At 67.2% G+C, this 24,849-nt stretch carries 21 protein-coding genes; 12 read left to right on the forward strand and 9 right to left on the reverse strand.

The features are described 5' to 3' along the window. The first annotated feature begins 91 nt into the window (after window positions 1-91). The gene (gene dprA / locus HNP46_RS03300; protein WP_184586087.1) at window positions 92-1,186 is read left to right on the forward strand and encodes a DNA-processing protein DprA; all 1,095 of its coding nucleotides are present in this window, start codon (window positions 92-94) and stop codon (window positions 1,184-1,186) included. A 42-nt stretch (window positions 1,187-1,228) separates the two neighbouring features. Then, window positions 1,229-1,786, forward strand: a complete 558-nt coding sequence (locus HNP46_RS03305; protein ID WP_184586088.1) for an L-threonylcarbamoyladenylate synthase — start codon at window positions 1,229-1,231, stop codon at window positions 1,784-1,786. An 80-nt stretch (window positions 1,787-1,866) separates the two neighbouring features. Here the strand turns inward: HNP46_RS03305 and HNP46_RS03310 are convergent, their stop codons facing one another. Then, a complete protein-coding gene (locus tag HNP46_RS03310) occupies window positions 1,867-2,844 on the reverse strand; it encodes an NADPH:quinone reductase (protein WP_184586089.1) in 978 nt (325 codons plus the stop codon). Window positions 2,845-3,026: 182 nt separating this feature from the next. Here HNP46_RS03310 and hemF point away from each other — a divergent pair, with 182 nt between their 5' ends. Further along, window positions 3,027-3,941 (forward strand): oxygen-dependent coproporphyrinogen oxidase, encoded by a 915-nt coding sequence (gene hemF / locus HNP46_RS03315; RefSeq protein WP_184586090.1) that lies wholly within the window; start codon window positions 3,027-3,029, stop codon window positions 3,939-3,941. A gap of 164 nt (window positions 3,942-4,105) precedes the next feature. Then, entirely contained in the window at window positions 4,106-4,927 is an 822-nt protein-coding gene (gene aroE / locus HNP46_RS03320; protein WP_184586091.1) for a shikimate dehydrogenase, read from the forward strand. Window positions 4,928-5,106: 179 nt separating this feature from the next. Here aroE and HNP46_RS03325 read toward each other — a convergent pair whose 3' ends face one another. From HNP46_RS03325 to betC, 3 genes are read right to left on the reverse strand one after another with little or no spacing between them, the layout of a single operon-like run. Then, entirely contained in the window at window positions 5,107-6,666 is a 1,560-nt protein-coding gene (locus tag HNP46_RS03325) for a SulP family inorganic anion transporter (RefSeq protein ID WP_184586092.1), read from the reverse strand. Window positions 6,667-6,673: 7 nt separating this feature from the next. Continuing rightward, window positions 6,674-7,615, reverse strand: coding sequence for a choline ABC transporter substrate-binding protein (locus HNP46_RS03330; RefSeq protein WP_184586093.1), 942 nt, complete (start codon window positions 7,613-7,615; stop codon window positions 6,674-6,676). Window positions 7,616-7,661: 46 nt separating this feature from the next. Continuing rightward, a complete protein-coding gene (gene betC, locus HNP46_RS03335) occupies window positions 7,662-9,173 on the reverse strand; it encodes a choline-sulfatase (RefSeq protein ID WP_184586094.1) in 1,512 nt (503 codons plus the stop codon). Window positions 9,174-9,299: 126 nt separating this feature from the next. On the opposite strand from betC, the gene HNP46_RS03340 reads away from it, so the two are divergent. The 5 genes from HNP46_RS03340 to HNP46_RS03360 all read left to right on the forward strand — a co-directional run bounded on the left by HNP46_RS03340 (window position 9,300) and on the right by HNP46_RS03360 (window position 14,800). Next, complete coding sequence (locus tag HNP46_RS03340) at window positions 9,300-10,211, forward strand: choline sulfate utilization transcriptional regulator (protein ID WP_184586095.1); 912 nt, start codon at window positions 9,300-9,302, stop codon at window positions 10,209-10,211. Continuing rightward, window positions 10,208-10,540, forward strand: a complete 333-nt coding sequence (locus HNP46_RS03345; protein ID WP_184586096.1) for a DOPA 4,5-dioxygenase family protein — start codon at window positions 10,208-10,210, stop codon at window positions 10,538-10,540. Before HNP46_RS03340 ends, HNP46_RS03345 begins: the two co-directional genes overlap by 4 nt. A gap of 103 nt (window positions 10,541-10,643) precedes the next feature. After that, window positions 10,644-11,165: a sigma-70 family RNA polymerase sigma factor gene (locus HNP46_RS03350; RefSeq protein ID WP_184586097.1), complete on the forward strand. Its 522-nt coding sequence runs from the start codon at window positions 10,644-10,646 to the stop codon at window positions 11,163-11,165. Beyond that, window positions 11,162-12,103: a FecR family protein gene (locus HNP46_RS03355; protein WP_184586098.1), complete on the forward strand. Its 942-nt coding sequence runs from the start codon at window positions 11,162-11,164 to the stop codon at window positions 12,101-12,103. Before HNP46_RS03350 ends, HNP46_RS03355 begins: the two co-directional genes overlap by 4 nt. Before the next feature lie 312 nt (window positions 12,104-12,415). Then, window positions 12,416-14,800, forward strand: a complete 2,385-nt coding sequence (locus tag HNP46_RS03360) for a TonB-dependent receptor (RefSeq protein ID WP_184586099.1) — start codon at window positions 12,416-12,418, stop codon at window positions 14,798-14,800. Between the two features lie 28 nt (window positions 14,801-14,828). Here HNP46_RS03360 and HNP46_RS36030 read toward each other — a convergent pair whose 3' ends face one another. Beyond that, on the reverse strand, window positions 14,829-15,443 hold the full coding sequence (locus HNP46_RS36030) for a putative quinol monooxygenase (RefSeq protein ID WP_311771791.1): 615 nt from the start codon (window positions 15,441-15,443) through the stop codon (window positions 14,829-14,831). Between the two features lie 14 nt (window positions 15,444-15,457). On the opposite strand from HNP46_RS36030, the gene HNP46_RS03370 reads away from it, so the two are divergent. Beyond that, window positions 15,458-16,399 carry an AraC family transcriptional regulator gene (locus tag HNP46_RS03370; protein WP_184586100.1) on the forward strand — a complete coding sequence of 314 codons (942 nt, stop codon included), beginning with the start codon at window positions 15,458-15,460 and terminating at the stop codon, window positions 16,397-16,399. 507 nt (window positions 16,400-16,906) lie between these two features. On the opposite strand, the gene HNP46_RS03375 is transcribed toward HNP46_RS03370, so the two are convergent. Continuing rightward, on the reverse strand, window positions 16,907-17,293 hold the full coding sequence (locus HNP46_RS03375; protein ID WP_184586101.1) for an SMU1112c/YaeR family gloxylase I-like metalloprotein: 387 nt from the start codon (window positions 17,291-17,293) through the stop codon (window positions 16,907-16,909). A gap of 191 nt (window positions 17,294-17,484) precedes the next feature. On the opposite strand from HNP46_RS03375, the gene HNP46_RS03380 reads away from it, so the two are divergent. Next, window positions 17,485-18,993, forward strand: a complete 1,509-nt coding sequence (locus tag HNP46_RS03380) for a YdgA family protein (protein WP_184586102.1) — start codon at window positions 17,485-17,487, stop codon at window positions 18,991-18,993. Window positions 18,994-19,218: 225 nt separating this feature from the next. On the opposite strand, the gene trpA is transcribed toward HNP46_RS03380, so the two are convergent. Further along, complete coding sequence (gene trpA / locus HNP46_RS03385; RefSeq protein ID WP_184586103.1) at window positions 19,219-20,025, reverse strand: tryptophan synthase subunit alpha; 807 nt, start codon at window positions 20,023-20,025, stop codon at window positions 19,219-19,221. After that, window positions 20,022-21,230: a tryptophan synthase subunit beta gene (gene trpB, locus HNP46_RS03390; protein WP_184586104.1), complete on the reverse strand. Its 1,209-nt coding sequence runs from the start codon at window positions 21,228-21,230 to the stop codon at window positions 20,022-20,024. The genes trpA and trpB overlap by 4 nt, the downstream gene beginning before the upstream one ends. 253 nt (window positions 21,231-21,483) lie before the next feature. Between trpB and HNP46_RS03395 the strand changes: the two genes are divergently transcribed. Continuing rightward, window positions 21,484-22,371, forward strand: a complete 888-nt coding sequence (locus HNP46_RS03395) for a LysR family transcriptional regulator (RefSeq protein WP_184586105.1) — start codon at window positions 21,484-21,486, stop codon at window positions 22,369-22,371. A 1-nt stretch (window position 22,372) separates the two neighbouring features. Here the strand turns inward: HNP46_RS03395 and HNP46_RS03400 are convergent, their stop codons facing one another. After that, on the reverse strand, window positions 22,373-24,775 hold the full coding sequence (locus HNP46_RS03400) for a TonB-dependent siderophore receptor (protein ID WP_184586106.1): 2,403 nt from the start codon (window positions 24,773-24,775) through the stop codon (window positions 22,373-22,375). Window positions 24,776-24,849: the final 74 nt, after the last annotated feature.

Genomic DNA, 24,849 nt, shown 5'->3' on the forward strand with positions numbered 1-24,849 from the left:
TTTGTGGGCGCGATTCGGATCGGTCCGACAGCTTGCCCGAAGGCGCTGGCGGCATAGTCCGGCAGACTTCCTGCCGCCAAGGACCGCCGCCATGACCCCGGACCTCTCCCCCGCCGAATGCGAAGCCCGCCTGCGCCTGCATGCTCTGCCGGAACTGGGGCCGCGGCGATTCCGCCGTCTGCTGGAGGCCTTCGGCTCGGCCTCCGCCGCGCTCAGTGCGCCGGCAGCGGCGTGGCGCTCGCTCGGCCTGCCTGCGGCCTGCGCCGAGGCGCGCCGCGATTCGCGCATCCGCGAACAGGCCGCCGCGGCCCTGCGCTGGCTGGAGGCTCCGGAACATCATCTGGTCATGTGGGACGCGGCGCACTACCCGGCATTGCTGGCGGAGCTGGACGACGCCCCGCCGCTGCTGTTCCTGGCGGGTGATCCAGGCCTGCTGGAGCGCCCGCAGCTGGCGATGGTCGGCAGCCGCCGGGCCAGCAAGCCGGGGCTGGACACCGCGCGGGCGTTTGCCCGCAGCCTGGCCGGTGGTGGTTTCGTGATCACCAGCGGGCTGGCGCTGGGAATCGACGGCGCGGCGCACGAGGGCGCGCTGGAGGCGAGCGGCGAAACCGTCGCGGTACTGGGCACCGGCCTCGAACACCTGTATCCGCGCCGCCACATCGGCCTGGCGCAGCGCATCGTCGAGCAGGGCGGCGCGGTGATTTCCGAGTTGCCGTTGAACTGCGCGCCGCAGGCGTCGAACTTCCCCCGGCGCAACCGCATCATCAGCGGCTTGTCCCTGGGCACCCTGGTGGTCGAGGCCAGTCCCTCCAGCGGCTCGCTGATCACCGCCCGCCTCGCCGCGGAGCAGGGCCGCGAGGTCTATGCGATCCCCGGCTCTATCCACCATCCCGGCGCGCGGGGCTGCCACGAGCTGATCCGCCAGGGTGCGACGCTGGTGGAGACGGTCGAACACATCCTCGAAGGCCTGCGCGGCTGGACGCAAAGCGCACCGGCGCCGCAGGCCGCGTCGCTGCTGCCGGCCCATCCGCTGGTCGAGCTGCTGCGCGCGGCCCCGCAGAGCAGCGAGCAACTGGCGCTGCGCAGCGGCCTGGAGCTGCCGCAGGTACTGGTGGAGCTGACCGAGCTGGAGCTGGACGGGCGGGTCGCCTGCGAGGCCGGCGTCTGGGTGCATCGCGCCCCCTGAGCACGTAAACTGCCGCGCATCGCAGATCCGAGGAAAGTCCCGATGTTCAGCAACTGGCGTACCCAGCGCATGGCCCAGGTCGTGCGCGATGGCGGTGTGATCGCTTATCCGACCGAAGCCGTCTGGGGCCTGGGCTGCGACCCGTGGAGCGCCGATGCCGTCTACCGCCTGCTGGCGATCAAGGCGCGCCCGGTGGAAAAGGGCATGATCGTGGTGGCCGGAGACATCAGCCAGTTCGACTTCCTCCTCGAAGACCTGCCCGAAGCCTGGCAGGACAAGCTCGCCGCCAGCTGGCCCGGCCCGAACACCTGGCTGGTGCCGCACCAGGGGCGCCTGCCCGAGTGGGTGACCGGCGAGCACGACACCGTCGCCTTGCGCGTCACCGACCACCCGCTGGTGCGCGAGCTGTGCCAGTTCACCGGCCCGCTGATCTCCACCTCCGCCAACCCCGCCGGCCGCCCGGCTGCGCGCAGTCGCCTGCGCGTGGAGCAGTACTTCCGCGGCGAACTGGACGGTGTGCTCGGTGGCGCCCTGGGCGGGCGCCGCAATCCGAGCCTGATTCGCGACCTGCGCACTGGCGAGACCGTGCGCCCTTCGTAACGCGGTGCAATGCGGTTCGCGAGCAAGCTCGCTCCTACTACAGCTGGGAGCCCTGGCTTGCTCGCGAACGCTGTTGCCGATCAGGGCAACAGAATCGTCGACCCGGTGGTGCGCCGTGCCGCCAGCTCGGTCTGCGCCTTGGCCGCCTCGGCCAGGGCGAAGCGCTGGTTGATCTCCACCTTCAGCTTGCCGCTGGTGATCATGCCGAACAGGTCATCGGCCATGGCCTGCAGGCGCTCCGGGGTGCTGGCGTAGCCGAACAGCGTCGGCCGGGTGACGTACAGCGAGCCCTTCTGCGAGAGGATGCCCAGGTTCACCCCGTCCACCGGGCCGGAGGCGTTGCCGAAGCTCACCACCAGCCCGCGCGGCGCGGTGCAGTCCAGCGAGGTCAGCCAGGTGTCCTTGCCCACCGAGTCGTAGACCACCGGGCACTTCTTCCCGTCGGTCAGCGCCAGTACGCGCTCCACCACGTTCTCGTGGCTGTAGTCGATGGTTTCCCAGGCGCCGTGGGACTTCGCCAGCTCCGCCTTGGCCGCCGAACTCACGGTGCCGATCAGGTGCGCGCCGATGGCTTTCGCCCACTGGCAGGCGAGCAGCCCGACCCCGCCGGCCGCCGCGTGCCAGAGGATGGTCTGGCCCGGTTGCACGTTGTAGGTCTGGCGCAGCAGGTACTGCACGGTCAGGCCCTTGAGCATCACCGCGGCGGCCTGCTCGAAGGTGATCGCGTCGGGCAGCTTCACCACGCTGGCCGCCGGCAGCGTGTGCTGCTCGCTGTAGGCGCCCAACGGGCCGGTGGCGTAGCCGACGCGGTCGCCGACCTTCACGTTGTTCACCGCGCTGCCCACCGCTTCCACCTCGCCGGCGCCTTCGGTGCCGACGCCCGAGGGCATCGCCGGTGCCGGGTACAGGCCGCTGCGGTAGTAGGTGTCGATGAAATTCAGGCCGATCGCGCGGTTGCGCACCCGCACCTCGTTGGGGCCGGGCTCGGCCGGGGTGTAGTCGACGAGTTCGAGGACTTCCGGGCCGCCGGTCTTGGCGAATTGAACACGCTTGGCCATGTCGCTCTCCTGATGGCGCGAGGCTCTGGCCTCGCCGGGGAAAAGACCTTCATCCAAGCCGTCGGCCGAGCGTCCGTCAAGACCAGCTTTGCCGGTGGCGGTGGTATGCTTGCCCGCGTTTTCGCCCCTAAATTCCGCTCAGGCCCGCGCCCCGCGTGGTTTTCCGCTCCAAGGTGATTCTCGTGACCGACCGCATCGAGGCCGTGAAGGCCTACCTGCTCGACCTGCAAGACCGCATCTGCGCCGCCCTCGAAGCCGAGGACGGCAGCGCCCGCTTCGTCGAGGACGCCTGGCAGCGGCCGGCGGGCGGTGGCGGTCGGACCCGGGTGATCGGCGACGGTGCGCTGATCGAGAAGGGCGGGGTGAACTTCTCCCACGTCTTCGGCAGCGGCCTGCCGCCGAGCGCCAGCGCGCACCGCCCCGAGCTGGCCGGGCGCGGCTTCCAGGCACTGGGCGTGTCGCTGGTGATCCACCCGACCAACCCCCACGTGCCGACCTCCCACGCCAACGTGCGTTTCTTCATCGCCGAGAAGGAAGGCGAGGAAGCGGTCTGGTGGTTTGGCGGTGGCTTCGACCTGACACCCTATTACGCCCACGAGGAAGACTGCGTGCTCTGGCACCAGGTCGCCCGCGACGCCTGCGCGCCGTTCGGCGAGGACGTCTACCCGCGTTACAAGGACTGGTGCGACCGCTACTTCCACATCAAGCACCGCAACGAGCCGCGCGGTGTCGGCGGCCTGTTCTTCGACGACCTCAACCAGTGGGACTTCGACACCAGCTTCGCCTTCCTGCGGGCCATCGGTGATGCCTACATCGACGCCTACCTGCCCATCGTGCGCAAGCGCAAGGACACCCCCTACACCGAGCAGCAGCGCGAGTTCCAGGCCTTCCGCCGCGGCCGCTACGTCGAGTTCAACCTGGTCTACGACCGCGGCACGCTGTTCGGCCTGCAGTCGGGCGGGCGCACCGAGTCGATCCTCATGTCGTTGCCGCCGCAGGTACGCTGGGGCTACGACTGGAAGCCGGAACCGGGCAGCGCGGAAGCGCGCCTGACCGAGTATTTCCTCACCGATCGGGATTGGTTGGCGCAGGTCTGACATTCCGCATCTGGGGCGGTTCGCGAGCCAGCTCGCTCCTACAGAAAGCCCGTGAGCAGGACCGCTCTTCGTAGGAGCGAGCCTGCTCGCGAACATGGCTTGGCACCCAAACCAAAAAGTCGCAATCTCTGCGCCTTCTTGTATTTCACGCTTCAGGATTCTGAATGGACCGCTACTGCGTCTTCGGCAACCCCATCGGCCACAGCAAGTCGCCGCAGATCCACCGTCTGTTCGCCGAGCAGACCGGCCAGGCGCTGAGCTACGACGCGCGGCTGGCGCCGCTGGATGACTTCGCTGGGAACGCCCGTGAATTCTTCGCCGAAGGTCTGGGCGGCAACGTCACCGTGCCGTTCAAGGAAGACGCCTATCGACTGGCCAGCGAGCTCAGCGAACGCGCGCGTCGGGCCGGCGCGGTGAACACCCTGAAGAAACTCGAAAGCGGTGGCCTGCTGGGCGACAACACCGATGGCGCGGGGCTGACCCGCGACCTGACGGTGAATCACGGCGTGGCCCTGCGCGGCGCGCGTATCCTGGTGCTGGGCGCCGGTGGTGCGGTGCGCGGCATCCTCGAACCCTTCCTGGCGGAGCAGCCGGCCTGCATCGTGATTGCCAACCGCACGGCTTCGAAGGCCGAGCAACTGGCTGAAGAATTCAAGGACCTGGGGGCGGTGAGTGGCGGCGGATTCGACCTGCGCGCCGAGCCCTTCGACCTGATCGTCAACGGCACCTCGGCCTCCCTGGCCGGCGAGCTGCCGCCCATCGATCCGGCGCTGGTCCAGCCGGGTCATACCGTCTGCTACGACATGATGTACGGCAAGGACGTCACCGCCTTCAACCGCTGGGCTGCCGAGCAAGGCGCGGCGCGCTGCATCGACGGGCTGGGCATGCTGGTGGAACAGGCGGCGGAAGCCTTCCTGCTGTGGCGCGGCGTGCGCCCGGATTCGGCGCCGGTCCTCGAAGAGTTGCGCCGTCAGCTCAAGGGCTGATCGCTGGCGAGCTGTTGTAGGAGCGAGCTTGCTCGCGAACCGCCTGGCACCAAAGCTAAGACCGTAGGAGCGGACCTTGTCCGCGAAATCCCATCGGCGCGTCCTGCAAGATTCGGCGAGAAGCGGACCCCTTCGCGGACAAGGTCCGCTCCTACAAGTAGCGACCGGAGCGGCCGGACTTACTCCTCCACCAGCAACACCCCACCCTTCCCCATCTGCTTCTCCAGCTCCGCCCGCACCCGTGGCCGGGCGTTGCGCAGCACCAGGCTACGGCCTTCGCTGGCGAGGCGGCGGGCTTCCTGCTGGAGCATCTGGGCGCCGGCGAAGTCGATGAAGTTGACGTGGTGGGCGTCCAGCACCAGGCGTTCGCCACGGCTGCGCTGCATCAGTTTCTGCAGGTAGTCGCAGGCACCGAAGAAGATCGAGCCCTCGATGCGCAGCACCTCCTCGTCTTCCCTCTGCCACTGCTGCACCCGCGGCTGCGAGGTGCGCTTGAGGTAGAAGAACAGCGAGGCCAGCACGCCGGCGTAGATGGCGTTCTGCAGCGGCAGCAGCAAGGTGGCGGCGAGGGTCAGCAGCATGACCAGCGATTCCGCACGGCTGCCTTTCCATAGCGCGCGCAGGGCCGGACGGTCCACCAGGTTCCAGCAGATCAGCAGGATGCCGGCAGCCATGGCCGGCAGCGGGATATGGGTGATCAGCCCGGCGCCGGCCACCGCCAGCAACGCGACCCACAGGGCGGAGAAGACCCCGGCCAGCGGCGTGCGCGCACCGGCATCCTGGTTCAGCCCGGAGCGGGTGAAGGAGCCGGCGGACAGCGTGCCGGACAGCCACGGCCCGATCAGGTTGGACAGCCCCTGGGCGCGCACTTCCTGATTGGCGTCCAGCGCCTGGTGCGAGCGCGCGGCCAGGGCGCGGGCAATCGACAGGCTGGTGACCAGCCCGAGCATGCCGCAGGCGACGGCGGCAGGCAGCAACTGGGCGATGGCGGACAGATCGAACGACAACGGGCTGAGCGGCGGCAGCGCGCTACGGAAGGCAGCGACCTTGGCGACCCCGGCGAAGGTCGCTGGCATCGCCCAGACCAGCGCGCTGGCGCCGATCAGGCCGACCAGCAACGCCGGCCCGCGCCGCCACATGCGTTTGACGATCAGGCTCAGCGCCAGGCTGAACAGCCCCACCAGCAGCGAAGGCCCATGGAACTGCGGCAGATTCCACCACAGCGCGGCGGCGCTGGTCAGCGCCGTGCCCTGGCCGCTGGCGGTGATGCCGAGCAGGTAGGGCAGCTGACCGATGACGATCACCAGCGCCGCGCCGCAGGTGAAGCCGAGCAGCACCGAGTGCGAAACGAAATTCACCACCACACCGAAACGCAGCATGCCCAGCAGCCACTGGAACAGCCCGGCGAGGAAGGTCAGCAGCAGTGCGTACTGGATGAACTGCGCACTGCCCGGCGGTGCCAGCGGGGCGATGGCGGTGAACAGCACCACTGAGATCGCCGCCGTCGGCCCGCCGACCATGTGCTTCGACGAGCCCCACAGACAGGCGATCAGCACCGGCAGCATCGCCGCATAGAGCCCGTACTCGGCCGGCAAACCGGCGATCAGCGCGTAGGCCATGGACTGCGGCAGGGCGAGCACCGCGCCGGACAGGCCGACGCCCAGGTCACGGCGCAGGTCGCGGCCGCTGACCTGGGGCAGCCAGGCGAGGAAGGGCAGCAGGCGGATCAGGCGCTCCATCGATTACCTACAGCTTGGCCTTCACGGCGGCCAGGGCGTCGCCGCCATCGCGGGTCTTCACGCCCTCCAGCCAGGTGTCGAGGCTTTGCGGGTTGGCCTTGATCCAGGCCTTCACCGCATCGGGGTTCTTCACGTTCTTTTCCAGCACCTCGGCCATGATGGCGTTCTCCATCTTCAGGTCGAAGGACAGGTTGGCCAGCAGCTTGCCGCTGTTCGGGCACTGCTCGGCGTAGCCGTTGCGGGTCACGGTGAATACGCTGCCGGTGCTGCCGAAGTACTTCTCGCCGCCGGTGAGGTACTTCATGTCGTACTTCACGTTCATCGGGTGCGGCGTCCAGCCGAGGAACACCACCCAGCGATTACGCTTCACCGCGCGACCGACCTCGGCGAGCATCGCCTGCTCGCTGGACTCCACCAGCTTCCAGTCGCCCAGGCCGAACTCGTCGCCGCTGATCATCTTCTGGATCGACTGGTTGGCTGGCGCGCCGGAGCCGATGCCGTAGACCTTCTTGTTGAACTGGTCGGCGTTCTTGTCCAGGTCGGCGAAGGTCTTCACCCCGGCGTCCCATACGTAGGTCGGCACGGCCAGGGTGAACTCGGTGCCCTGCAGGTTCTTCGCCAGCTGGGTGACTTGCTTGCTGGCGATGAACTGGTCGTAGAAGCCCTGTTGCGCCGGCATCCAGTTGCCGAGGAAGGCGTCCACCTGGCCATCGCGCAGGCCGCCGTAGGTGATGGGCACCGAGAGGGTGTCGATCTTCACCTTGTAGCCCAGGCCGTCAAGGAGGAAGGCGGCGACGCCGTTGGTGACGGCGATGTCGGTCCAGCCCGGGTCGGCGAGCTTCACCGTACTGCAGGCTTCGTCTTCGGCCCGGGCCAGCGGGCCGCCCAGCGCGAGTGCGCCGGCCAGCAATAACGCAGAGGCTTGTCGTACGGTAAATGGCTTGCTCATGCTCCCTTCCCTCTTCGGCTTGTTATGCCTCGGCTCGTTATGGTTGTTATTTCGGTTGCGGATAGCGGGCGCGGCGCTCCAGATCGTCGAGGTCGATATGGTTGCGCATGTACTGCTGGCTGGCGTCGACCAGGGGCTGGTGGTCCCAGCTTTTCAGCGTGCCATGGGTCAGCGCCTCGGCCACCAGCCGGCGGCGGCGCTGGCTGGCCAGCACTTGCCGGGTGATAGCCGGAATGTCCCAGCGCGCGCGGGCTTCGCCCAGCAGGTCGCGTACCAGATTGGCGTGGGCCGGCGAATCCATCAGGTTCTGCAGCTCGCGCGGGTCGTTCTTCACGTCGAACAGCAGGCACGGGTCCTGTTCGGAATAGACGAACTTGAAGTCGCCGCGGCGGATCATCATCAGCGGGCTGACGGTGCCTTCGGCGGTGTACTCGCCGATCACCTCGTCGTGGCCGCCGCTGCCTTGCAGGTGCGGCAGCAGCGAACGGCCGTCGAGGTCGACGCCCGGCTCGACCTGCCCGCCCGCCAGCTCCACCAGCGTCGGCAGCAGGTCGACGGTGGACACCGACTGGCTGACCCGATGCGTGGCGAAGCGCTTGGGCGCATGCACCAGCAGCGGTACGCGGGCGGCCATCTCGAACCAGTGCATCTTGTACCAGAGGCCACGCTCACCGAGCATGTCGCCGTGGTCGCCGGAGAACACGATCAGGGTGTCGTCGGACAGGCCGCAGTCTTCCAGGGTGCGCAGCAGCGCGCCGATCTGCGCATCCACATAGCTGCACGCGCCGAAGTAAGCGCGGCGCGCGGCGCGCACCTTGTCCTCGGGCATTTCCTGGCCCCACAGGTCGATGACCTTGAGCAGCCGCTGCGAGTGCGGATCCTGTTCATCCTGGGCGATGTGGATCGAGGGCAACGGGATGTCCTCGTCGCGGTACAGGTCCCAGTACTCGCGCGGGATGGTGTAGGGGTCGTGCGGGTGGGTCATGGACACGGTGAGGCAGAACGGCTGCTCGGCGTGTTCGCGCACGTGGTCGTAGAGGTACTGGCGCGCCTTGAACACCACTTCCTCGTCGAAATCGAGCTGGTTGGTGCGCACGCACGGGCCGGCCTGCAGCACCGAGGACATGTTGTGGTACCAGCTGGGGCGCACGTCCGGTTCGTCCCAGTTTACCGCCCAGCCGTAGTCGGCGGGGTAGATGTCGCTGGTCAGGCGTTCCTCGTAGCCGTGTAGCTGGTCCGGGCCACAGAAGTGCATCTTGCCCGACAGCGCCGTGCGGTAGCCCAGGCGGCGCAGGTAGTGCGCATAGGTGGGGGTGTCGGCGGCAAAGTCCGCGGCGTTGTCCCAGGCGCCGATCTTCGTCGGCAGCTGGCCGCTCACCAGGGTGAAGCGCGAGGGCGCGCAGAGCGGGCTGTTGCAGTAAGCCGAGTCGAAGATCACGCCTTCTCCGGCGAGGCGCGAGAGGTTGGGCAGCTTGATCGGCGACTGGGCGTCGTAGAAGGGCAGGAGCGGCGCGGCCATCTGGTCGGCCATGATGAAGAGGATGTTCGGGCGCTTCATGGCAATGGGCTTATCCTGTTGGCGCTGTTATGGGATGCTGTTCGGGTTGAACGCTGCATCGAGTCTGTTTCCAGCTGCTTCGGGGGTAAAGCGCATGGCGCGACATGCTTCGGATAACGCCTGCTTATGGAAAGCGCAGCGGTGAGCGTGCCGCTGGAACTGCTCCGCGTGTTCGAATCCGCCGCCCGCCTGCTGAGCTTTACTGCCGCCGCCGGCGAGCTGGGCACCACCCAGCCGGCAGTCAGCCAGCAGATCAAGCGCCTGGAGAAGCTGCTCGCCGTGCGCCTGTTCGACCGCATCCACCGCGGCATCGCCCTCACCGAGAGTGGACAGGTACTGCAGCAGCACGTTCAGGCCGGCTTGGAGAGCATCGACGCCGGCATCGCCGCGGTCACCGCGCAACATCCCCACGAAGTGCTGCAGGTCGCCACCGACTTCGCCTTCGCCGCCTACTGGCTGATGCCGCGCCTGCCGCGCTTTCGCCAGGCCCATCCGGAGCTGGACGTCGGCCTGATCAGCAGCGACCGCAGCCCGATTGCCCTGCGCAGCGACATCGACGTGGCCATTGCCTTCGGCGACGGGCGCTTCAAGCACGGCGAGGCGCTACGCCTGTTCAGCGAGGAAGTCTTCCCGGTGTGCAGCCCGCGCCTGCTGGGGGGCCGCGAGCTGCCGCTGACGCCCCAGGCGCTGACCGAACTGCCGTTGTTGCACCTGAAGCCCGAGGCCTCCAGCCGCTGGTTCGACTGGAGCGGCGTCTACCGCGCGCTGGAAATCGACGGCGCGCCGGCGCCCGCCGGGCTGCGCTTCGACAACTACACCCTGCTGGTGCAGGCGGCCATCGCCGGGCAGGGCGTGGCCATCGGCTGGCGGCATCTGGTCGACGAACTGCTGGAACAGGGGTTACTGTGCCGACCCGTCGCCGGAGCGCTGCAATCGCGCTTCGGCTATTACGCCGTGCTGCCCGAACGCAAACGGCGCATGCGCCTGGTGCAGCGTTTCGTCGACTGGCTGCAGGCGGAACTGGAGCAGGACCGATGAGCGAGATTCAGGACTTCCATGCCCACGTCTATTTCGACGCGAGCAGCATCGAGCGCGCCCGCGCCCTGTGCGAGGAGGCGGCGCGCCGCTTCGGCGCGAAGATGGGCCGCGTCCACGAACGGCCGGTTGGCCCGCACCCGGACTGGAGCTGCCAGCTGGCGTTCGACAACGCCACCTTCGCCACCCTGGTGCCGTGGCTGGCGATGAATCGTGATGGCCTGGTGGTGTTCGTCCACCCCAACACCGGCAACGACCTGCGCGATCACCGCGACTACGCCCTGTGGATGGGCGAAGTGCGGCCGCTGGACCTTTCGCAGTTCACGAGCTGACACTTTTTTGCATTCGATAATAATTCTCGATTCGGTGTATGCTGCCCACCCTTCGCATCGGTCTGACAGACGTTGGCCGGTTTTCCAGGGTATTTCGGCCATCATGCGGCGCTTCGCCTCTTCCTCCCTGCTGCAGAGCTTCCAGGCGCATTACGCGGACCTGATGCGCTTCCTTGCCCGCAGGCTGGGGGACAACCAGCGCGCCGCCGACGTTGCCCAGGACACCTGGCTGCGCCTGGCCGACCACCCCGCCGAAGCCGAGGTGCAGGACCCGCGTGCCTACCTGTTCCGCGTGGCCGGCAACATCGCTATCGACAACCTGCGCCGCGAGGGCCGGCTGGCCGAGCTGCATGTCGATGAAGCTGCCGCCAACGACCTGAGCGATCCCGCCTCCGGGTTGGAGCACCGCCTGCTCGCCCATGAGGCGCTGGAGCATCTGGACGCCGCCCTCGACCAGTTGCCGGCGAACGCCCGCGAGGCGTTGCTGATGAACCGCCTCGATGGCCTCACCCACGCGCAGATCGCCCAGCGCCTGGGCGTCTCCGAGAGCATGGTGGGCAAGTACATCGTCCAGGCCATGCGCCACTGCCGCGACTGGGCGCAGCGCCAGGAGGGCACGCCATGAGCCGCCTGGAACTGTCTCTCGCCGACGAAGCCATCGAGCGCCTGGTGCAATTGCACTCGGGCAGCGCCGGTTCGGCCGAGCGCATGGACTTCCTGCGCTGGCGCGGGCAGAGCGCGGAACACGAACTGGCCGCCCGCGAGGCCGAGGCGCTGTGGGGCGCATTGCCGGAAACCCGCAGCGCTCAGCGTTATCGCCAACGGGGGCGTCGTCCCCGTCGACTGCTGGCGCTGGCGGCCGCTGCATGCATTGCGGCAGTTGCGTTGACCATCGCCCTGCCCGAGCCGCTGGCCGGGCTGTACGCCGACTACGCCACCCGTACCGGCGAGCGCCGCATGCTGGAGTTGGCCGACGGCAGCCGCGTGTGGCTCAACAGTGACAGCGCTCTGTCGGTGGACTTCAGTCCGCAGCAGCGGCGTTTGCGCCTGCATGGCGGCGAGGCGCTGTTCGAGGTGGCCAAGGATGCGCAGCGGCCCTTCATCGTCGAAGCCAAGGGCGGCGAAGTGCGTGCCTTGGGTACGCGATTCGATGTGGACAGCCGCGGTCCGCAGGTGCGGGTGGACGTGACCGAGGGCGTGGTCCAGGTGAACAGTGCCGGCAGCGCGCCGGTGCGGCTGGCTGCCGGCGAGCGCCTGAGCTACCGCGAGACTGCCGCGCCCGAGCCGGTGCAGCCGCTGGACCTGTCCAGCGCCAGCGCCTGGCAGCGCGGCAAGCTGATCTTCAACCAGCGCCCGCTGGGCGAGGTGCTCGACGAGTTGGAGCGCTACGTGCCCGGCCGCATCGTGCTGACCGACGGCGCGCTGCGCCAGCACAAGGTCAGTGGCGTATTCGACCTGCAGGACCCTGGCGCCCTGCTCAAGACCCTGGAGCGCTTGCAGCCGGTGACGGTGACCCATCTGCCCTGGCTGGTGCTGATCCGGCCTGCGCCCAAGGATGGATAGCTCTTCGTAGGATGGGTGGAGCGGAGCGATACCCATGCTGATCGCGCACGGGATTGATGGGTATCGCTTCGCTCCACGCCATCCTACGGTGCGCCGGAAAATTCGGCCGCACCCTGTAGGAGCGCTGGTGGTGGGCTATTCGCGAGCAAGCTCGCTCCTACAGGGGGAGTCCCGCAGTGGGGCTTGCAAACAAGAAAATGAAAATTTTTTGCATTTAGCACTGCAAGGTTTGCCTGGCCGTTTCGTCGTAGGCAGGAACGCGAAAAATTCTCAATACGCGACCCTGCCCACACAAGAACGGATTTCACCCGCATGCATTACCGTCCTTCTCCGCTGCACAGCGCGATCCTCCTCGCTTCCCTGCTCGGCGCCGCCGCGCCCATCGTCCATGCTTCCGGCGGCGCCAGCGTCGAGCTGCACATCGCGCCGCGCAGCCTGGACAGCGCGCTGACCCAGTTCGCCGACCAGGCCGGGCTGCACCTGCTGTTCAACTCCGCGGACATCCAGGGCCTGCAGAGCGAAGGGCTGGACGGTACCTACAGCACCGAGGAAGCGCTCAACCAGCTGCTTTCCGGCAGCGGCGTGAGCTGGCGCTTCACCGACGAGCGCACCGTGCTGCTCAAGCGCGAGAAGGACGATTCCGCCGCCCTGAGCCTGGCGCCGATGCAGATCAGCGTGGCGGCGCGCACGCCCACCGAGATCAGCTCGATCCCCGGCACCGTCTGGGTGGTGGACCAGACCCAGCTGCGCGAACAGCTGGATACCGGCGTCAGCCTCAAGGAAGCCGTGGGCAAGCTGGTGCCCGGCCTCGACCTGGCGCCCGAAGGCCGCACCAACTACGGCCAGAACATGCGCGGGCGCAACGTGCTGGTGATGATCGACGGCGTCAGCCAGAACAGCTCGCGCGGCCTGTCGCGGCAGTTCGACAGCATCTCGCCGTTCAACGTCGAGCGCATCGAGGTGCTCTCCGGCGCCAGCGCCATCTACGGTGGCGGCGCCACCGGCGGGATCATCAACATCATCACCAAGAAGGGCGCCGCCGGCGATGCGCGCTTCGAGACGCAACTGGGCGCCACCAGCGGCTTCAACAACAGCGATGACCTGTCGACCCGCGCCGCGCAGTCCATCAGCGGCGGCAATGACCGTGTGGCTGGGCGCCTGGGCGTGTCGGCGGAGAAGAACGAAGCCTTCTACGACGGCGGCGGCAACCAGATCTTCATCGACAACACCCAGACCGACCTGCAGTACAACCGTACCGTCGACGTGATGGGCAACCTCACCGCGCAGTTCACCGACGAGCAGAGCCTCGACCTGCTGGCGCAGTACTACGACTCGGGCAACGACGGCAGCACCGGCATCTACTTTCCCAACCTGAAGTACCAGGGCCCGTCGAACCTCGAAGACGCCGAGATCCGCAGCGGCCTGGACACCGATCTCGAGCCGCGCTCGCGCCGCGTGCTGCTCAACGCCAATTACCACCACAGCAACCTGCTGGAGCAGGACTTCTACCTGCAGGCGTACTACCGCAAGGAAGACGACAACTTCTATCCCTTCCCCTACTACAACACCGGCAAGCCCACCGGCTCCAAGGGCGTGTACTTTGCCGGCTCGCAGCAGAACTTCGAGGTCAGTGGCCTGAAGGGCCTGTTCAGCAAGCAGTGGGACTCGCTGAAGTTCACCTATGGCGTGGACTTCGACCACGAGCGCTTCAACGCCGAGCAGAAGGTCTTCGACCAGCGCCTGTCTTCCGAGAGCGGCGGCCTCGACCTGGAAACCGCCAGCAGCGCGCCGCGCTACCCCAGCTACATCGTCGACGGCCTGTCGGTCTACGGCCAGCTGGACTGGAAGGCCACCGACAACCTGACCATCTCCGGCGGCGCCCGTCACCAGAAGATGGACGTCGAGGTAGACGACTTCAAAGGCGTTCCCGGCGGCAGCAACGACTACCAGGTCAACCTGTTCAACCTTGGTGCGATCTACGACTTCAAGAACGGCCACCAGCTGTGGAGCAACTACAGCGAAGGCTTCGACCTGCCGGACCCGGCCAAGTACTACGGCAAGGCCGGCCTGTCGGTGGACGACAACCCGCTGGCCGGCATCAAGAGCCGCCAGGTCGAGACCGGCTGGCGCTACAACGATATGCAGTGGCAGGCCCAGGCGGCGGTCTACTACATCTGGTCGGACAAGATCATCACCACCGACGCGGCGACCCTGACCATCGACGTGCAGGACCAGAAGAGCCGCGACTTCGGCTTCGAGGGCGCGGTCACCCGCTACTTCGAGAATGGCTGGCAGGGCGGCACCACGCTGCACCTGGTGCGCTCGCAGGAGGAGGATGCCGATGGCGACTGGATCAAGCGTGATGCGCGCTATGCGTCGCTGTCCAAGTCCACCGCTTTCGTCGGCTGGGGCGATGGCCAACGCAGTGCCCGCCTGCAGGCCCAGCACGCCTTCAACCTGAAGGACGACGCGGACCACGAGATCGACGGCTACACCACCTTCGACCTGATGGGCGAGCAGAAGACCGGTTTCGGCACCTTCAGCGCCGGTATCCAGAACCTGCTGGACAAGCAGTACAGCACCGTCTGGGGCCAGCGCGCCGCGCTGTTCTATGCGCCGACCTACGGGCCGGCCTATCTGTACGACTACCAGGGTCGCGGGCGGACCTTCACCCTGGGCTGGAGCCTGGAATACTGAGGGAGCAAAGCTCTTTACCCGAAAAGACTCAGGCCACCTTTCCGGTGGCCTGATCGAGGGATTCCACTATGCCGCCGCTGAGGCTTCGACAGTGGCACAAGAGCACTTCGCCGAGCAGCTGCGAAGAAGGCGTGGCGAAGTAGTCCAGCAGCGCCTCCTCGTCCTTCCAGCTGCCCTGCAGCAGCCATGGTTGGCCGTTCTCCCGCGCCACCAGTTGGCAGCGCAGGCATCCCGGTGCGCGGCGGGCGCCGTCGACCAGGTTGTCGATCAAGGCGCCCAGTTCCGCCTCGTGCCCCTGCCGGGGATGGATCTGCAATTCGTGTTCGATGGGTGTTTGCCAGTGCATGTCCTGTCCTCCGCATTCCAGGAAGAAGCCCGAGGTGGCTCCTCGGACGACTGACAGGAAGCTTACGGCGCGGCCAGGGCTGGGCGTTATCCGGATGCTGCCGGCTTCTTGCCTGATCCTGCGGGACATTCGCCAAGCGCTGAAACCGCGTGTTTCCAGCCCTTGCACCGCCACGGTGCGTGCCTGGAAGCCGATACGGCTTGTCCATTCCTGCCGATTGCTTGCCTGATCCTCCAGCGCCTGCCTTACTGTCACACTTGCCGCTGTGCCGTGGGCGTAAGCTTCGAGCGCCGCCACTGGAGGTCCTGTGCATGTCCCAGTCCGTTCCCGCCTTTGATCCGATTGCCGCCGGCCGCCAGGAACTGGCCGACATCATCCAGCGCCACTGCCAGGGTGAGGGCATCTTCGAAACCGCCATCGATTCCCTGCTCGTCGCGCGCAACGATTCGCCCAGCGAAGGCCGCATGCCGACGCTCTATCGTCCGGCCCTGTGCGTGATTGCCCAGGGCTGCAAGGAAGTGCGCCTGAGCAACGAGGTGTACCGCTACGACGAACTCAACCTGCTGGTGGTCTCGGTGACGCTGCCGGTGTCCGGCCAGGTGATCGAGGCCTCGCCGGAAAAACCCTACCTGTCCATCCGCCTGGACATCGACCCCGGCGAGCTGACCCGGCTGATCGCCGAGGCCGGCCTGGCCGGCAGCGCACCGCGCCCGGCCAGCCGTGGCATCTACCTGCAGCGCGTGGATTGCACCGTGCTCGATGCCCTGCTGCGCCTGATGCGCCTGCTGGACACCCCGCGCGACATCGACATGCTGGCGCCGCTGTTCGTCCGCGAAATCCTCTACCGCCTGCTGCGCGGCCCCCAGGGCCACCTGCTGCACGACCTGGCGATGACCGACAGCCAGACCCACCGCGTCACCCGCGCCATCGAGTGGCTCAACCGCAACTATGACAAGTCGCTGCGCATCGACGACCTGGCCCGCGAGGTGAACCTCAGCGTGTCCACCCTGCACCACCGCTTCAAGGAAGTGACCGCGCTGAGCCCGCTGCAGTACCAGAAGCAGCTGCGCCTGCAGGAAGCGCGGCGGTTGATGTTGTCTGAAGGGCTGGAAGTGGCGGTGGCCGGGCATCGGGTCGGCTACGAGAGCCCGTCGCAATTCAGCCGCGAATACAGCCGCCTGTTCGGCGCGCCGCCGCTGCGTGATCTGGCGAGTTTGCGCGGGGCGCTGGGCAGCGAGGCGGTGCCGGCGTAATCCGCCATTTCGATTGCTGGCGTAGGAGCAACTGTCTTCTTCTGATCGTTCGTGCCTCGGATTTCCCCTCTCCCCCGCCCTCTCCCTGAAGGGAGAGGGAGCTATCCGCGAAGAACTTTGCGTAGGAGCGGACTCTGTCCGCGATCGTTTGCCGGGCGCTGTGAACTGGCCGGTGGCACATCGCGGACGGAGTCCGCTCCTACGATGCCCTGTTGGCATTGGCGCGCCGGCTTTCCCCTCACCCCAGCCCTCTCCCTCAGGGAGAGGGGGCCGTTCGGCGTTGGTGGGAAGCCTGGAGTCAGCCGGCGGGCACCGCACTTGCAGTGCGCTCGGGACAGTCCCCTCTCCCCCTGGGAGAGGGTTAGGGTGAGGGAATTTCCGTGCACCGAACCGTGAGCCTCAGGACCGTAGGATGGGTGGAGCGCAGCGATACCCATGCTGTCGGCGCACCTGATCGATGGGTATCGCTGCGCTCCACACCATCCTACCCATGCCACAGCCGGGGGCTCAGCGCTCGTAAAGCTCCAGCGGCAGGTCATCCGGATCGGCGAAGAAGGTGAAGCGCTTGCCGGTCAGCTCGTCGTCGCGGATCGGCTCGCAGGTCACGCCGTGGCTCTGCAGGTGTTGCACGGCGCTTTCCAGGTCGTCCACGGCGAAGGCCAGGTGGCGCAGGCCCTGGGCCTCGGGGTAGGACGGCCGGGTCGGTGCGCCGGGGAAGGAGAACAGCTCCAGGCGCGCCTCGCCCAGCTCCAGGTCGAGCTTCCAGGAGTCGCGTGCGGTGCGGTAGGTCTCGGCGATGACCTTGAGGCCGAGGATATCCACGTAGAAGTGCTTGGAACGCGGGTAGTCCGAGCAGATCAGGGCGACGTGGTGGAGGCTGTGCAGCAGGGCCATGGCGCTTCACTTCATTGAACGGTAGTCGGTCTATCCTGCCAGCCGCGGCGAGCGGGTCAATGCTGGCGCTGTGAAGCCGTTCGCCTGCCGCGCTGGAGCGATGGCATGGCGCCTGCTAGCATGCCGCCGCCAACCCAAAATCCACGGTCGACAGGATGTCCCCCGTACGGCCGTCTACGAAAGGACTCAGCATGAAGAAGACCGCCCTGGCCCTCGCCATCCCCGTTGCCATTGTCGGCGCCGCCGTCGCTGGCGCCTGGTACACCGGCAGCCGCGTCGAGCAGGAAGTGAACAACGGCATCACCCAGGCCAACCAGATGCTGCAGCAGGAAGCTCCCGGCCTGGGCGCGCACCTGACCCTGGTGGACATCCAGCGTGGCGTGTTCGCCAGCACCGCGCGCTACAACCTGACCTTCACCAGCAAGGAAGGCGAGGCGCCGCAGACCCTGGTCTTCACCGACCGCCTGGAGCATGGCCCCTTCCCCGCCTCGCGCCTGGCCGCCGGCCAGCTCGCGCCGGTCATGGCGCAGAGCCATTTCGCCCTGGAACAGAACGAACTCACCGCTCCGCTGTTCACCGCCGCCGGTGGCAAGGCGCCGCTGTTCGGCGAGCTGACCATCCACTACGACCAGAAGCAGGAAGGCCTGATCGAAACCGCCGCCCTGGACTTCAGCAAGGACAGCGACAAGCTGCGCCTGTCGCCGGCCAAGGTGAACTTCACCGTGTCCGCCGACAAGAAGGACATGACCGCCGTCGGCAACCTGGCCGAGGTCGACCTCGATTTCACTGACGAGAACAGTGGCCAGCCGGCGCGCGTCGAGCTGCGAGACCTGGGCATGCAGGGCGACAAGAAGGAAAACGCCAACGGCTTCGCCCTGGGCCCCAGCTCCGCCACCATCAAGAGCCTGCACGTGAAATCGCCGGGCTCGCCGGAAGTCGAGCTGCGCGACGCGGTGGTCGAGGAAGTCCTCAAGCAGGGCGGCAAGGGCCTGGACCAGAGCGTCTCCTACCGCATCGGCAAGGTCGTGGTGCAGGGCCAGGAAATCGGCGGCGTGAAGCTCGACCTGAGCCTGCGCAACCTCGACGAAGGCGTGCTGAAGACCTTCAAGGAGTCCTACAGCAAGATGGCCCTGGACAGCCTGGAAAGCACCGAACTGACCCCGGCCCAGGAAGAGGAAATGAAGAAGCTCGGCCTCGCCCTGCTCGGCGGCTCGCCGGTGCTGGCGCTGGACGAGCTGTCGCTGCAGACCGCCCACGGCGTGGCCAAGGCTTCCTTCTCGGTCGACCTGCGCCAGCCGAACGCCGCTGCCGCGACCCCGGACGAGATGGCCCGTAGCATCCTCGCCGCGCTCAAGGCCGACCTGAAGGTGGACAAGGCGGTGATCGGCGACATCGTCGCCCTGCAGGGTTCGCTGGGTGGCGAAGCTGCCGGCAGCGTCGACCCGGTGGCGCTCAAGCAGCAGTCCGACGCCATGACCGACCTGTTCAGCGGCATGGCCCTGAACTCGCAGTGGGCGGTGCTCGACGGCAACGCGCTGTCCAGCTCGCTGGCCTACGCCAACGACCAGGTGAAGTTCAATGGCAAGGACATGAGCGTGCCGGAATTCATGGCCTTCGCCATGGGCTCCGCGCAAGGCCTGGGTCTGGGCGGCGGCGCTGCCGGCATGGAAGAAGAGCCGCAGGAAGAAGGCGTGGAATAAGCCTCCCGCGTGAAACGAAAAAGCCCGGCATTTGCCGGGCTTTTTTGTGTATGCCGCTTCACGGAGATGTTCGGTACCAGAGCTTTCCCTCTCCCCCGCCCTCTCCCTGAAGGGAGAGGGAGCTGTCCGTGCCGGCTGACGCATCGGGTTCATCCTGTGCCTAACGGTCCCCTCTCCCTTCAGGGAGAGGGTTAGGGAGAGGGTGCCAAGGATGGCACCGCTGCTTCAGCGCGCGTTACGCACACCTTCGGCCAGCTGGCGGCACAGGCCCAGCACGCTCTGCACCGCGTCGGCGGAGCTGGTGGCCTCGGCGATCTTGTCGATCAGCGCCGAGCCCACCACCACGCCATCGGCCAGGCGGGCGATGTTCGCCGCGTGTTCCGGGGTGCGGATGCCGAAGCCGATGGCAACCGGCAGGTCGGTGTGGCGACGCAGGCGTGCCACGGCTTGCTCGACGTGGTCCAGGGTCGCCGCGCCGGCGCCGGTCACGCCGGCCACCGAGACGTAGTAGACGAAGCCCGAGCTGCCTTCGAGCACGGTCGGCAGACGCTGGTCGTCGGTGGTCGGGGTGGTCAGGCGGATGAAGTCGATGCCCGCGGCCTGGGCCGGGTGGCAGAGGTCTTCGTTGTGCTCCGGCGGCAGGTCCACCACGATCAGGCCGTCCACGCCGGCCTCTTTCGCGTCGGCGATGAACTTGTCCACGCCGTAGTAGTGGATCGGGTTGAAGTAGCCCATCAGCACCAGCGGCGTGGTGCTGTTGTCCTGGCGGAACTCGCGGACCATCTTCAGCGTCTTGGCCAGGTTCTGGCCGTTGCCCAGGGCGCGGATGTTGGCCAGCTGGATCGCCGGGCCGTCGGCCATCGGGTCGGTGAACGGCATGCCCAGCTCGATCACGTCGGCGCCAGCCTCGGGCAGGCCCTTGAGGATGTCCAGCGAGGTCGAGTAGCCCGGATCGCCAGCGGTGATGAAGGTCACCAGGGCGGCGCGGTTCTGCTCTTTGAGTTCGGCGAAGCGGGTCTGCAGGCGGCTCATGCTTGCGGCTCCTGTTGCATGTGGTGCATGACGGTCTGCATGTCCTTGTCGCCACGACCGGACAGGTTCACCACCATGATGTGGTCCTTGGGCAGGTTCGGCGCGCGCTTGAAGACTTCGGCCAGCGCGTGGGAGGACTCCAGCGCCGGGATGATGCCTTCCAGGCGGCAGCACTGGTGGAACGCGTCGAGGGCTTCGTGATCGGTGATCGAGGTGTACTCGACGCGGCCGATGTCATGCAGCCACGCGTGTTCCGGGCCGATGCCGGGGTAGTCCAGGCCGGCAGAGATGGAGTGCGCGTCGATGATCTGGCCGTCCTCGTCCTGCAGCAGGAAGGTGCGGTTGCCGTGCAGCACGCCGGGTACGCCGCCGTTCAGGCTGGCTGCGTGCTTGCCGGTCTCGATGCCGTGGCCGGCGGCTTCGACGCCGATGATCTTGACGCTGGAATCATCGAGGAACGGGTGGAACAGGCCCATGGCGTTGGAGCCGCCGCCGATGCAGGCGACCAGCGAGTCGGGCAGGCGCCCTTCCTTCTCGGCCAGCTGCTCGCGGGTTTCCTTGCCGATCACCGCCTGGAAGTCGCGGACCATCGCCGGGTACGGGTGCGGACCGGCCACGGTGCCGATCAGGTAGAAGGTGCTGTCGACGTTGGTCACCCAGTCGCGCAGCGCTTCGTTCATCGCATCCTTCAGGGTGCCGGTGCCGGCGGTGACCGGGATCACCTCGGCGCCCAGCAGCTTCATGCGGAACACGTTGGCCTGCTGGCGATCGATGTCGGTGGTGCCCATGTAGATCACGCACTGCAGGCCGAAGCGCGCGGCCACGGTGGCGGTGGCTACGCCGTGCATGCCGGCGCCGGTCTCGGCGATGATGCGCTGCTTGCCCATGCGCCGGGCCAGGAGGATCTGGCCGATGCAGTTGTTGATCTTGTGCGCGCCGGTGTGGTTCAGCTCTTCGCGCTTGAGATAGATCTTCGCGCCGCCGCAGTGCTCGGTCAGGCGCTCGGCGAAGTACAGCGGGCTCGGGCGGCCGACGTAGTCGCGCTGGAAGTAGGCGAGCTCTTCCTGGAACTGCGGATCGTCCTTGGCCTTCTCGTACTCGCGGGCCAGGTCGTGGATCAGCGGCATCAGGGTCTCGGCGACGTACTGGCCGCCGAAGCTGCCAAACAGGCCCTTGGCGTCTGGACCGGTGCGCAGTGTGGACATGGGAAGGCTCCTTTGAAGTCGTGGCGCGCACCAGGGCACGGCCGCGTGAGTTTGTGTAGGGCGCATAACGCGCCAGCGTTATCCGCCGCGCGGGCCGGCGGATAACCTGTTCCAGGTTATGCGCCCTACCGTTCAGCTCGCCTAGCGAGCTGACAGTGGCTCCTACGAATGGGCTCAGGATACGGCTGTGTGAGGACGGGGAAAAGCGATAAGATCGCCCTGACCTGTCAGAAAAACTCACGGATTGATCGCCATGAGCCGAGACCTTCCGCCGCTCAACGCCCTGCGTGCCTTCGAGGCCGCCGCACGCCTGCGCGGTATGAGCGCGGCGGCCGATGAGCTGAGCGTTACCCACGGGGCAATCAGCCGGCAGATCCGTCTGCTGGAGGAAGAACTGGGCGTGACGCTGTTCGTCAAGGAGGGTCGCGGCGTAAAACTCACCGATGCCGGCGTTCGCCTGAGCGAGGTGGCCAGCGATTCCTTCGAGCGCCTGCGCAGCGTCTGCGCCGAGCTGCGGCGCCAGGCTGGCGGCGACGCGCCGTTCGTTCTCGGTTGCCCCGGCAGCTTGCTGGCCCGCTGGTTCATCCCGCGCCTGGATCGCCTGAACCGCGACCTGCCCGACCTGCGCCTGCAACTCTCGGCCAGCGACGGCGACCTCGATCCGCGTCGCGGCGGCCTCGACGCCACCCTGTGCTTCGCCGCGCCGCCGTGGCCGGCGGACATGCGCGTGCTGCAGCTGGCGGTGGAAAGCATCGGCCCGGTGCTCAGCCCGCGTTCCGCACGTTTCGAGCAGTTGCGCGCCGCGCCCGCCGAGGCGCTGCTGGGCGAATCCCTGCTGCACACCGTCTCACGCCCGCAGGCCTGGCCGGAATGGGCCGCGCGCCATGGCCTGGACCCAACGCGACTGAAGCTCGGCCAGGGCTTCGAACACCTCTACTACCTGCTGGAAGCCGCCGTGGCCGGCCTGGGCGTGGCCATCGCGCCGCAGCAGCTGGTGGCCGACGACCTCGCTGCCGGCCGCCTCGCCGCGCCCTGGGGCTTTGTCGAAACCACTGCGCGGCTGGCGCTGTGGGTCCCCGAGCGGCGCGCCGACCCGCGCGCCGAACGCCTGGCGCAGTGGCTGCGCCAGGAGCTGGACTGATTCACAGCTCCGGGGTGTATTTGACGCTGAACATCAGGTTGCGCGGGTCGCCGAAGTTGTTGGCGCCATCGGCCGCGGCAAAGCCGGGCAGGTAGTAGCGCTTGTCGAACAGGTTGTTGGCGTTCACCGCCAGGTCGATCTCCGGCGTCAGGCGATAGCCCAGGCGCGCGCTCCAGACGGTGAAGCCGGGGACGTCGAACTCGCGGTCGAAGCTCACGGTGTGGCTCTGGGTGACGAAGCCAAGGCCCGTGCTGATGCGGTTCAGGTCGCCGGGCAGGCGGTAGTCGGCCCACATGCGCAGCATGTGCTTGGGCGTCCACTGGCTGAACACGCGGCCCTTGTTCTCCGGGTCATCGAGGAACTTGGTGGTGTTGTAGGTGTAGCCGGCGAACAGTTGCAGGTCGCGTACTACTTCGCCGCTGACCTCGGCCTCGATGCCCTGGCTGCGGACCTTGCCCGAGGCGTTCGAGCAGTACCAGCCGTCGCAGGCATAACCGGATGCCTCGTCGAGCACGGCGCGGTTCTTCTGGTCATAGCGGAACAGCGCCAGCGAGGTATTCACCCGGCCATCGAGCAGCTCGCCCTTCAGGCCGACTTCGTAGTTGCTGCCGATCACCGGCTCGAGCATTTTCTGCTGCGCATCGCGCGCACTCTGCGGCTCGAAGACGTCGGTGTAGCTGGCGTAGGCCGACCATTCGGGCGTCAGCTCGTAGATCAGGCCCACGTACGGCGTGACCTCGCCAGTCTCGGTCATGCTGTCCTTATAGTCGTCGTCCGGCAGCTTGTATTCGTAGTCGTACCAGCTCACCCGGCCACCGACGACCGCGGTCAGCGGCTCGGCTAGCTTTACCCGCCAGCTGCTGTAGAGGCCCTTCTGGCGGATGTCGTAGGCGGCGTTGGTGGAGCGCCCGCCCGGCGAGGAGAGGATGTCGTCCAGCGTGGGTTTGGGGCGGTGGTGGTCGATGTCAAAGATGTTGCCGCCGGCCACGAAGCGCCGGGCGTAGAAGTCATCGGAGGTGTACTTGGAATAGTTGCCGCCGAAGATCAGCTCCTGTTCCAGCGAAAACGCCTCGAATTGACCGTCCAGGTACATGTCCAGGCCGATCTTGGTCGACTCGAAGTTGGTGATCCAGTCGGCGAAGTCCAGGCCGCTTCCATCGGCCTGCACGTCACCGTGCATGCGCTGGTGCGTCGAGTCGTTGTGCTCGCGCATGCGCACGGCGGCGGCCTTGAATTTCCAGTTGTCGTCGAAGCGATGGGTCAGGTCGGCGTAGACGGTGGTCTGTTCGATGTCGTTGCGGTTCCAGGTGGCACCCGAGTAGGTCGAGCGCGAGAAGCCGATGTCGCTGCCGTCGGGGTAGCGCGGCAGGCCGCGAACCATCGGCCGGGAGTCGAGATCGGTGTCGCTGAAGCCGATGCCGACGGTGGTGTCCGGGCTCAGGTCGAAGTCCAGCGCGCCATACAGCGAGGTGGTCTTGCTCCACACGTAATCGGTGAAGGAGTGGGTATCGTTCTGATCGGCGACCATCCGCCCACGGATCGTGCCGGCCTCGTTCAGCGGGCCGCCAACGTCGGCCTGCAGGCCGTAGTGATCCCAGGAGCCGGCCTTGCCGGTGAAGGTGGCGACCGGCGTCTGCTGGCCGCGTTTGCGCACCAGGTTGATGGCGCCGCCGGGGCTGCCGGCGCCCTGCAGCAGGCCGGAGGCGCCGCGGAGGATTTCCACGCGGTCGAAGAACACCAGGTCCTGGTCCGCCCAGTTGCCCAGCACATAGGTGTTGCGCGGGATCGGTACGCCGTCGTACTGCCAGTCGTCGATCTGGAAGCCGCGCGAGGAAATCACCATGCCCGGACCGATACCGGTGGCGCCGACCAGGCCGGTGCTGTGGTTGACCGCATCGCGCAGGTCGGTGATGTCCTGGTCGTCGAGCTGCTTGCGGGTGATCACGCTGACCGACTGGGGAATGTCCTTGAGCTTGTGCTCGCCCTTGCCGATGGTGGTGGCGCGCGCGGCGTAGGAGCCGCTGCCTTCGGTGGTGGCGTCCAGCCCCTGTGCGGTGACGGTGGTGCTGTCCAGTTCCACGGCGCCGTCGAGCGGCGCGGATTCGACGCTGTAGGCGCCGCTGGCGGTGACCTTGAGTTGCAGGTTGCTTTGCGAGAGTGCGCGCTGCAGCGCCTGTTCCACGCTCAGCTCGCCGCTGATGGCGGGCGCCTGCTGCTCGCGCACCAGCGCCGGGTCCAGGGAGATCACCTCGCCGCTTTGCCGGGCGATGGCGTTCAGCGTGGTGGCGAGGCTCGCGGCGGGCAGCTCGAAATGCAGCCGTGCAGGTTCGGCGGCGAACAGCGACGGAGCGTGGGCCACCAGCACGAAGGCGGTGGCGAAGGCGCGGGGCCAGGGTGAGGACACAGCAATCTCCTGAGAATTATTCGTATTCAGGAGCTAGGTGCGACGAAGTGAAAAAACCGGACAGCCGCTGCCGA

This window comes from Pseudomonas nitroreducens (assembly GCF_014204515.1).
Taxonomy (GTDB): domain Bacteria; phylum Pseudomonadota; class Gammaproteobacteria; order Pseudomonadales; family Pseudomonadaceae; genus Pseudomonas; species Pseudomonas nitritireducens_A.

What these genes read in the sequence shown, in the direction of transcription:
- dprA (WP_184586087.1), top strand. Translation starts at nt 92, where the DNA reads ATGACCCCGGACCTCTCCCCCGCCGAATGCGAAGCCCGCCTGCGCCTG.
- HNP46_RS03305 (WP_184586088.1), top strand. Translation starts at nt 1,229, where the DNA reads ATGTTCAGCAACTGGCGTACCCAGCGCATGGCCCAGGTCGTGCGCGAT.
- HNP46_RS03310 (WP_184586089.1), bottom strand. Translation starts at nt 2,844, where the DNA reads ATGGCCAAGCGTGTTCAATTCGCCAAGACCGGCGGCCCGGAAGTCCTC.
- aroE (WP_184586091.1), top strand. Translation starts at nt 4,106, where the DNA reads ATGGACCGCTACTGCGTCTTCGGCAACCCCATCGGCCACAGCAAGTCG.
- HNP46_RS03325 (WP_184586092.1), bottom strand. Translation starts at nt 6,666, where the DNA reads ATGGAGCGCCTGATCCGCCTGCTGCCCTTCCTCGCCTGGCTGCCCCAG.
- HNP46_RS03330 (WP_184586093.1), bottom strand. Translation starts at nt 7,615, where the DNA reads ATGAGCAAGCCATTTACCGTACGACAAGCCTCTGCGTTATTGCTGGCC.
- betC (WP_184586094.1), bottom strand. Translation starts at nt 9,173, where the DNA reads ATGAAGCGCCCGAACATCCTCTTCATCATGGCCGACCAGATGGCCGCG.
- HNP46_RS03340 (WP_184586095.1), top strand. Translation starts at nt 9,300, where the DNA reads ATGGAAAGCGCAGCGGTGAGCGTGCCGCTGGAACTGCTCCGCGTGTTC.
- HNP46_RS03345 (WP_184586096.1), top strand. Translation starts at nt 10,208, where the DNA reads ATGAGCGAGATTCAGGACTTCCATGCCCACGTCTATTTCGACGCGAGC.
- HNP46_RS03350 (WP_184586097.1), top strand. Translation starts at nt 10,644, where the DNA reads ATGCGGCGCTTCGCCTCTTCCTCCCTGCTGCAGAGCTTCCAGGCGCAT.
- HNP46_RS03355 (WP_184586098.1), top strand. Translation starts at nt 11,162, where the DNA reads ATGAGCCGCCTGGAACTGTCTCTCGCCGACGAAGCCATCGAGCGCCTG.
- HNP46_RS03360 (WP_184586099.1), top strand. Translation starts at nt 12,416, where the DNA reads ATGCATTACCGTCCTTCTCCGCTGCACAGCGCGATCCTCCTCGCTTCC.
- HNP46_RS03370 (WP_184586100.1), top strand. Translation starts at nt 15,458, where the DNA reads ATGTCCCAGTCCGTTCCCGCCTTTGATCCGATTGCCGCCGGCCGCCAG.
- HNP46_RS03375 (WP_184586101.1), bottom strand. Translation starts at nt 17,293, where the DNA reads ATGGCCCTGCTGCACAGCCTCCACCACGTCGCCCTGATCTGCTCGGAC.
- HNP46_RS03380 (WP_184586102.1), top strand. Translation starts at nt 17,485, where the DNA reads ATGAAGAAGACCGCCCTGGCCCTCGCCATCCCCGTTGCCATTGTCGGC.
- trpA (WP_184586103.1), bottom strand. Translation starts at nt 20,025, where the DNA reads ATGAGCCGCCTGCAGACCCGCTTCGCCGAACTCAAAGAGCAGAACCGC.
- trpB (WP_184586104.1), bottom strand. Translation starts at nt 21,230, where the DNA reads ATGTCCACACTGCGCACCGGTCCAGACGCCAAGGGCCTGTTTGGCAGC.
- HNP46_RS03395 (WP_184586105.1), top strand. Translation starts at nt 21,484, where the DNA reads ATGAGCCGAGACCTTCCGCCGCTCAACGCCCTGCGTGCCTTCGAGGCC.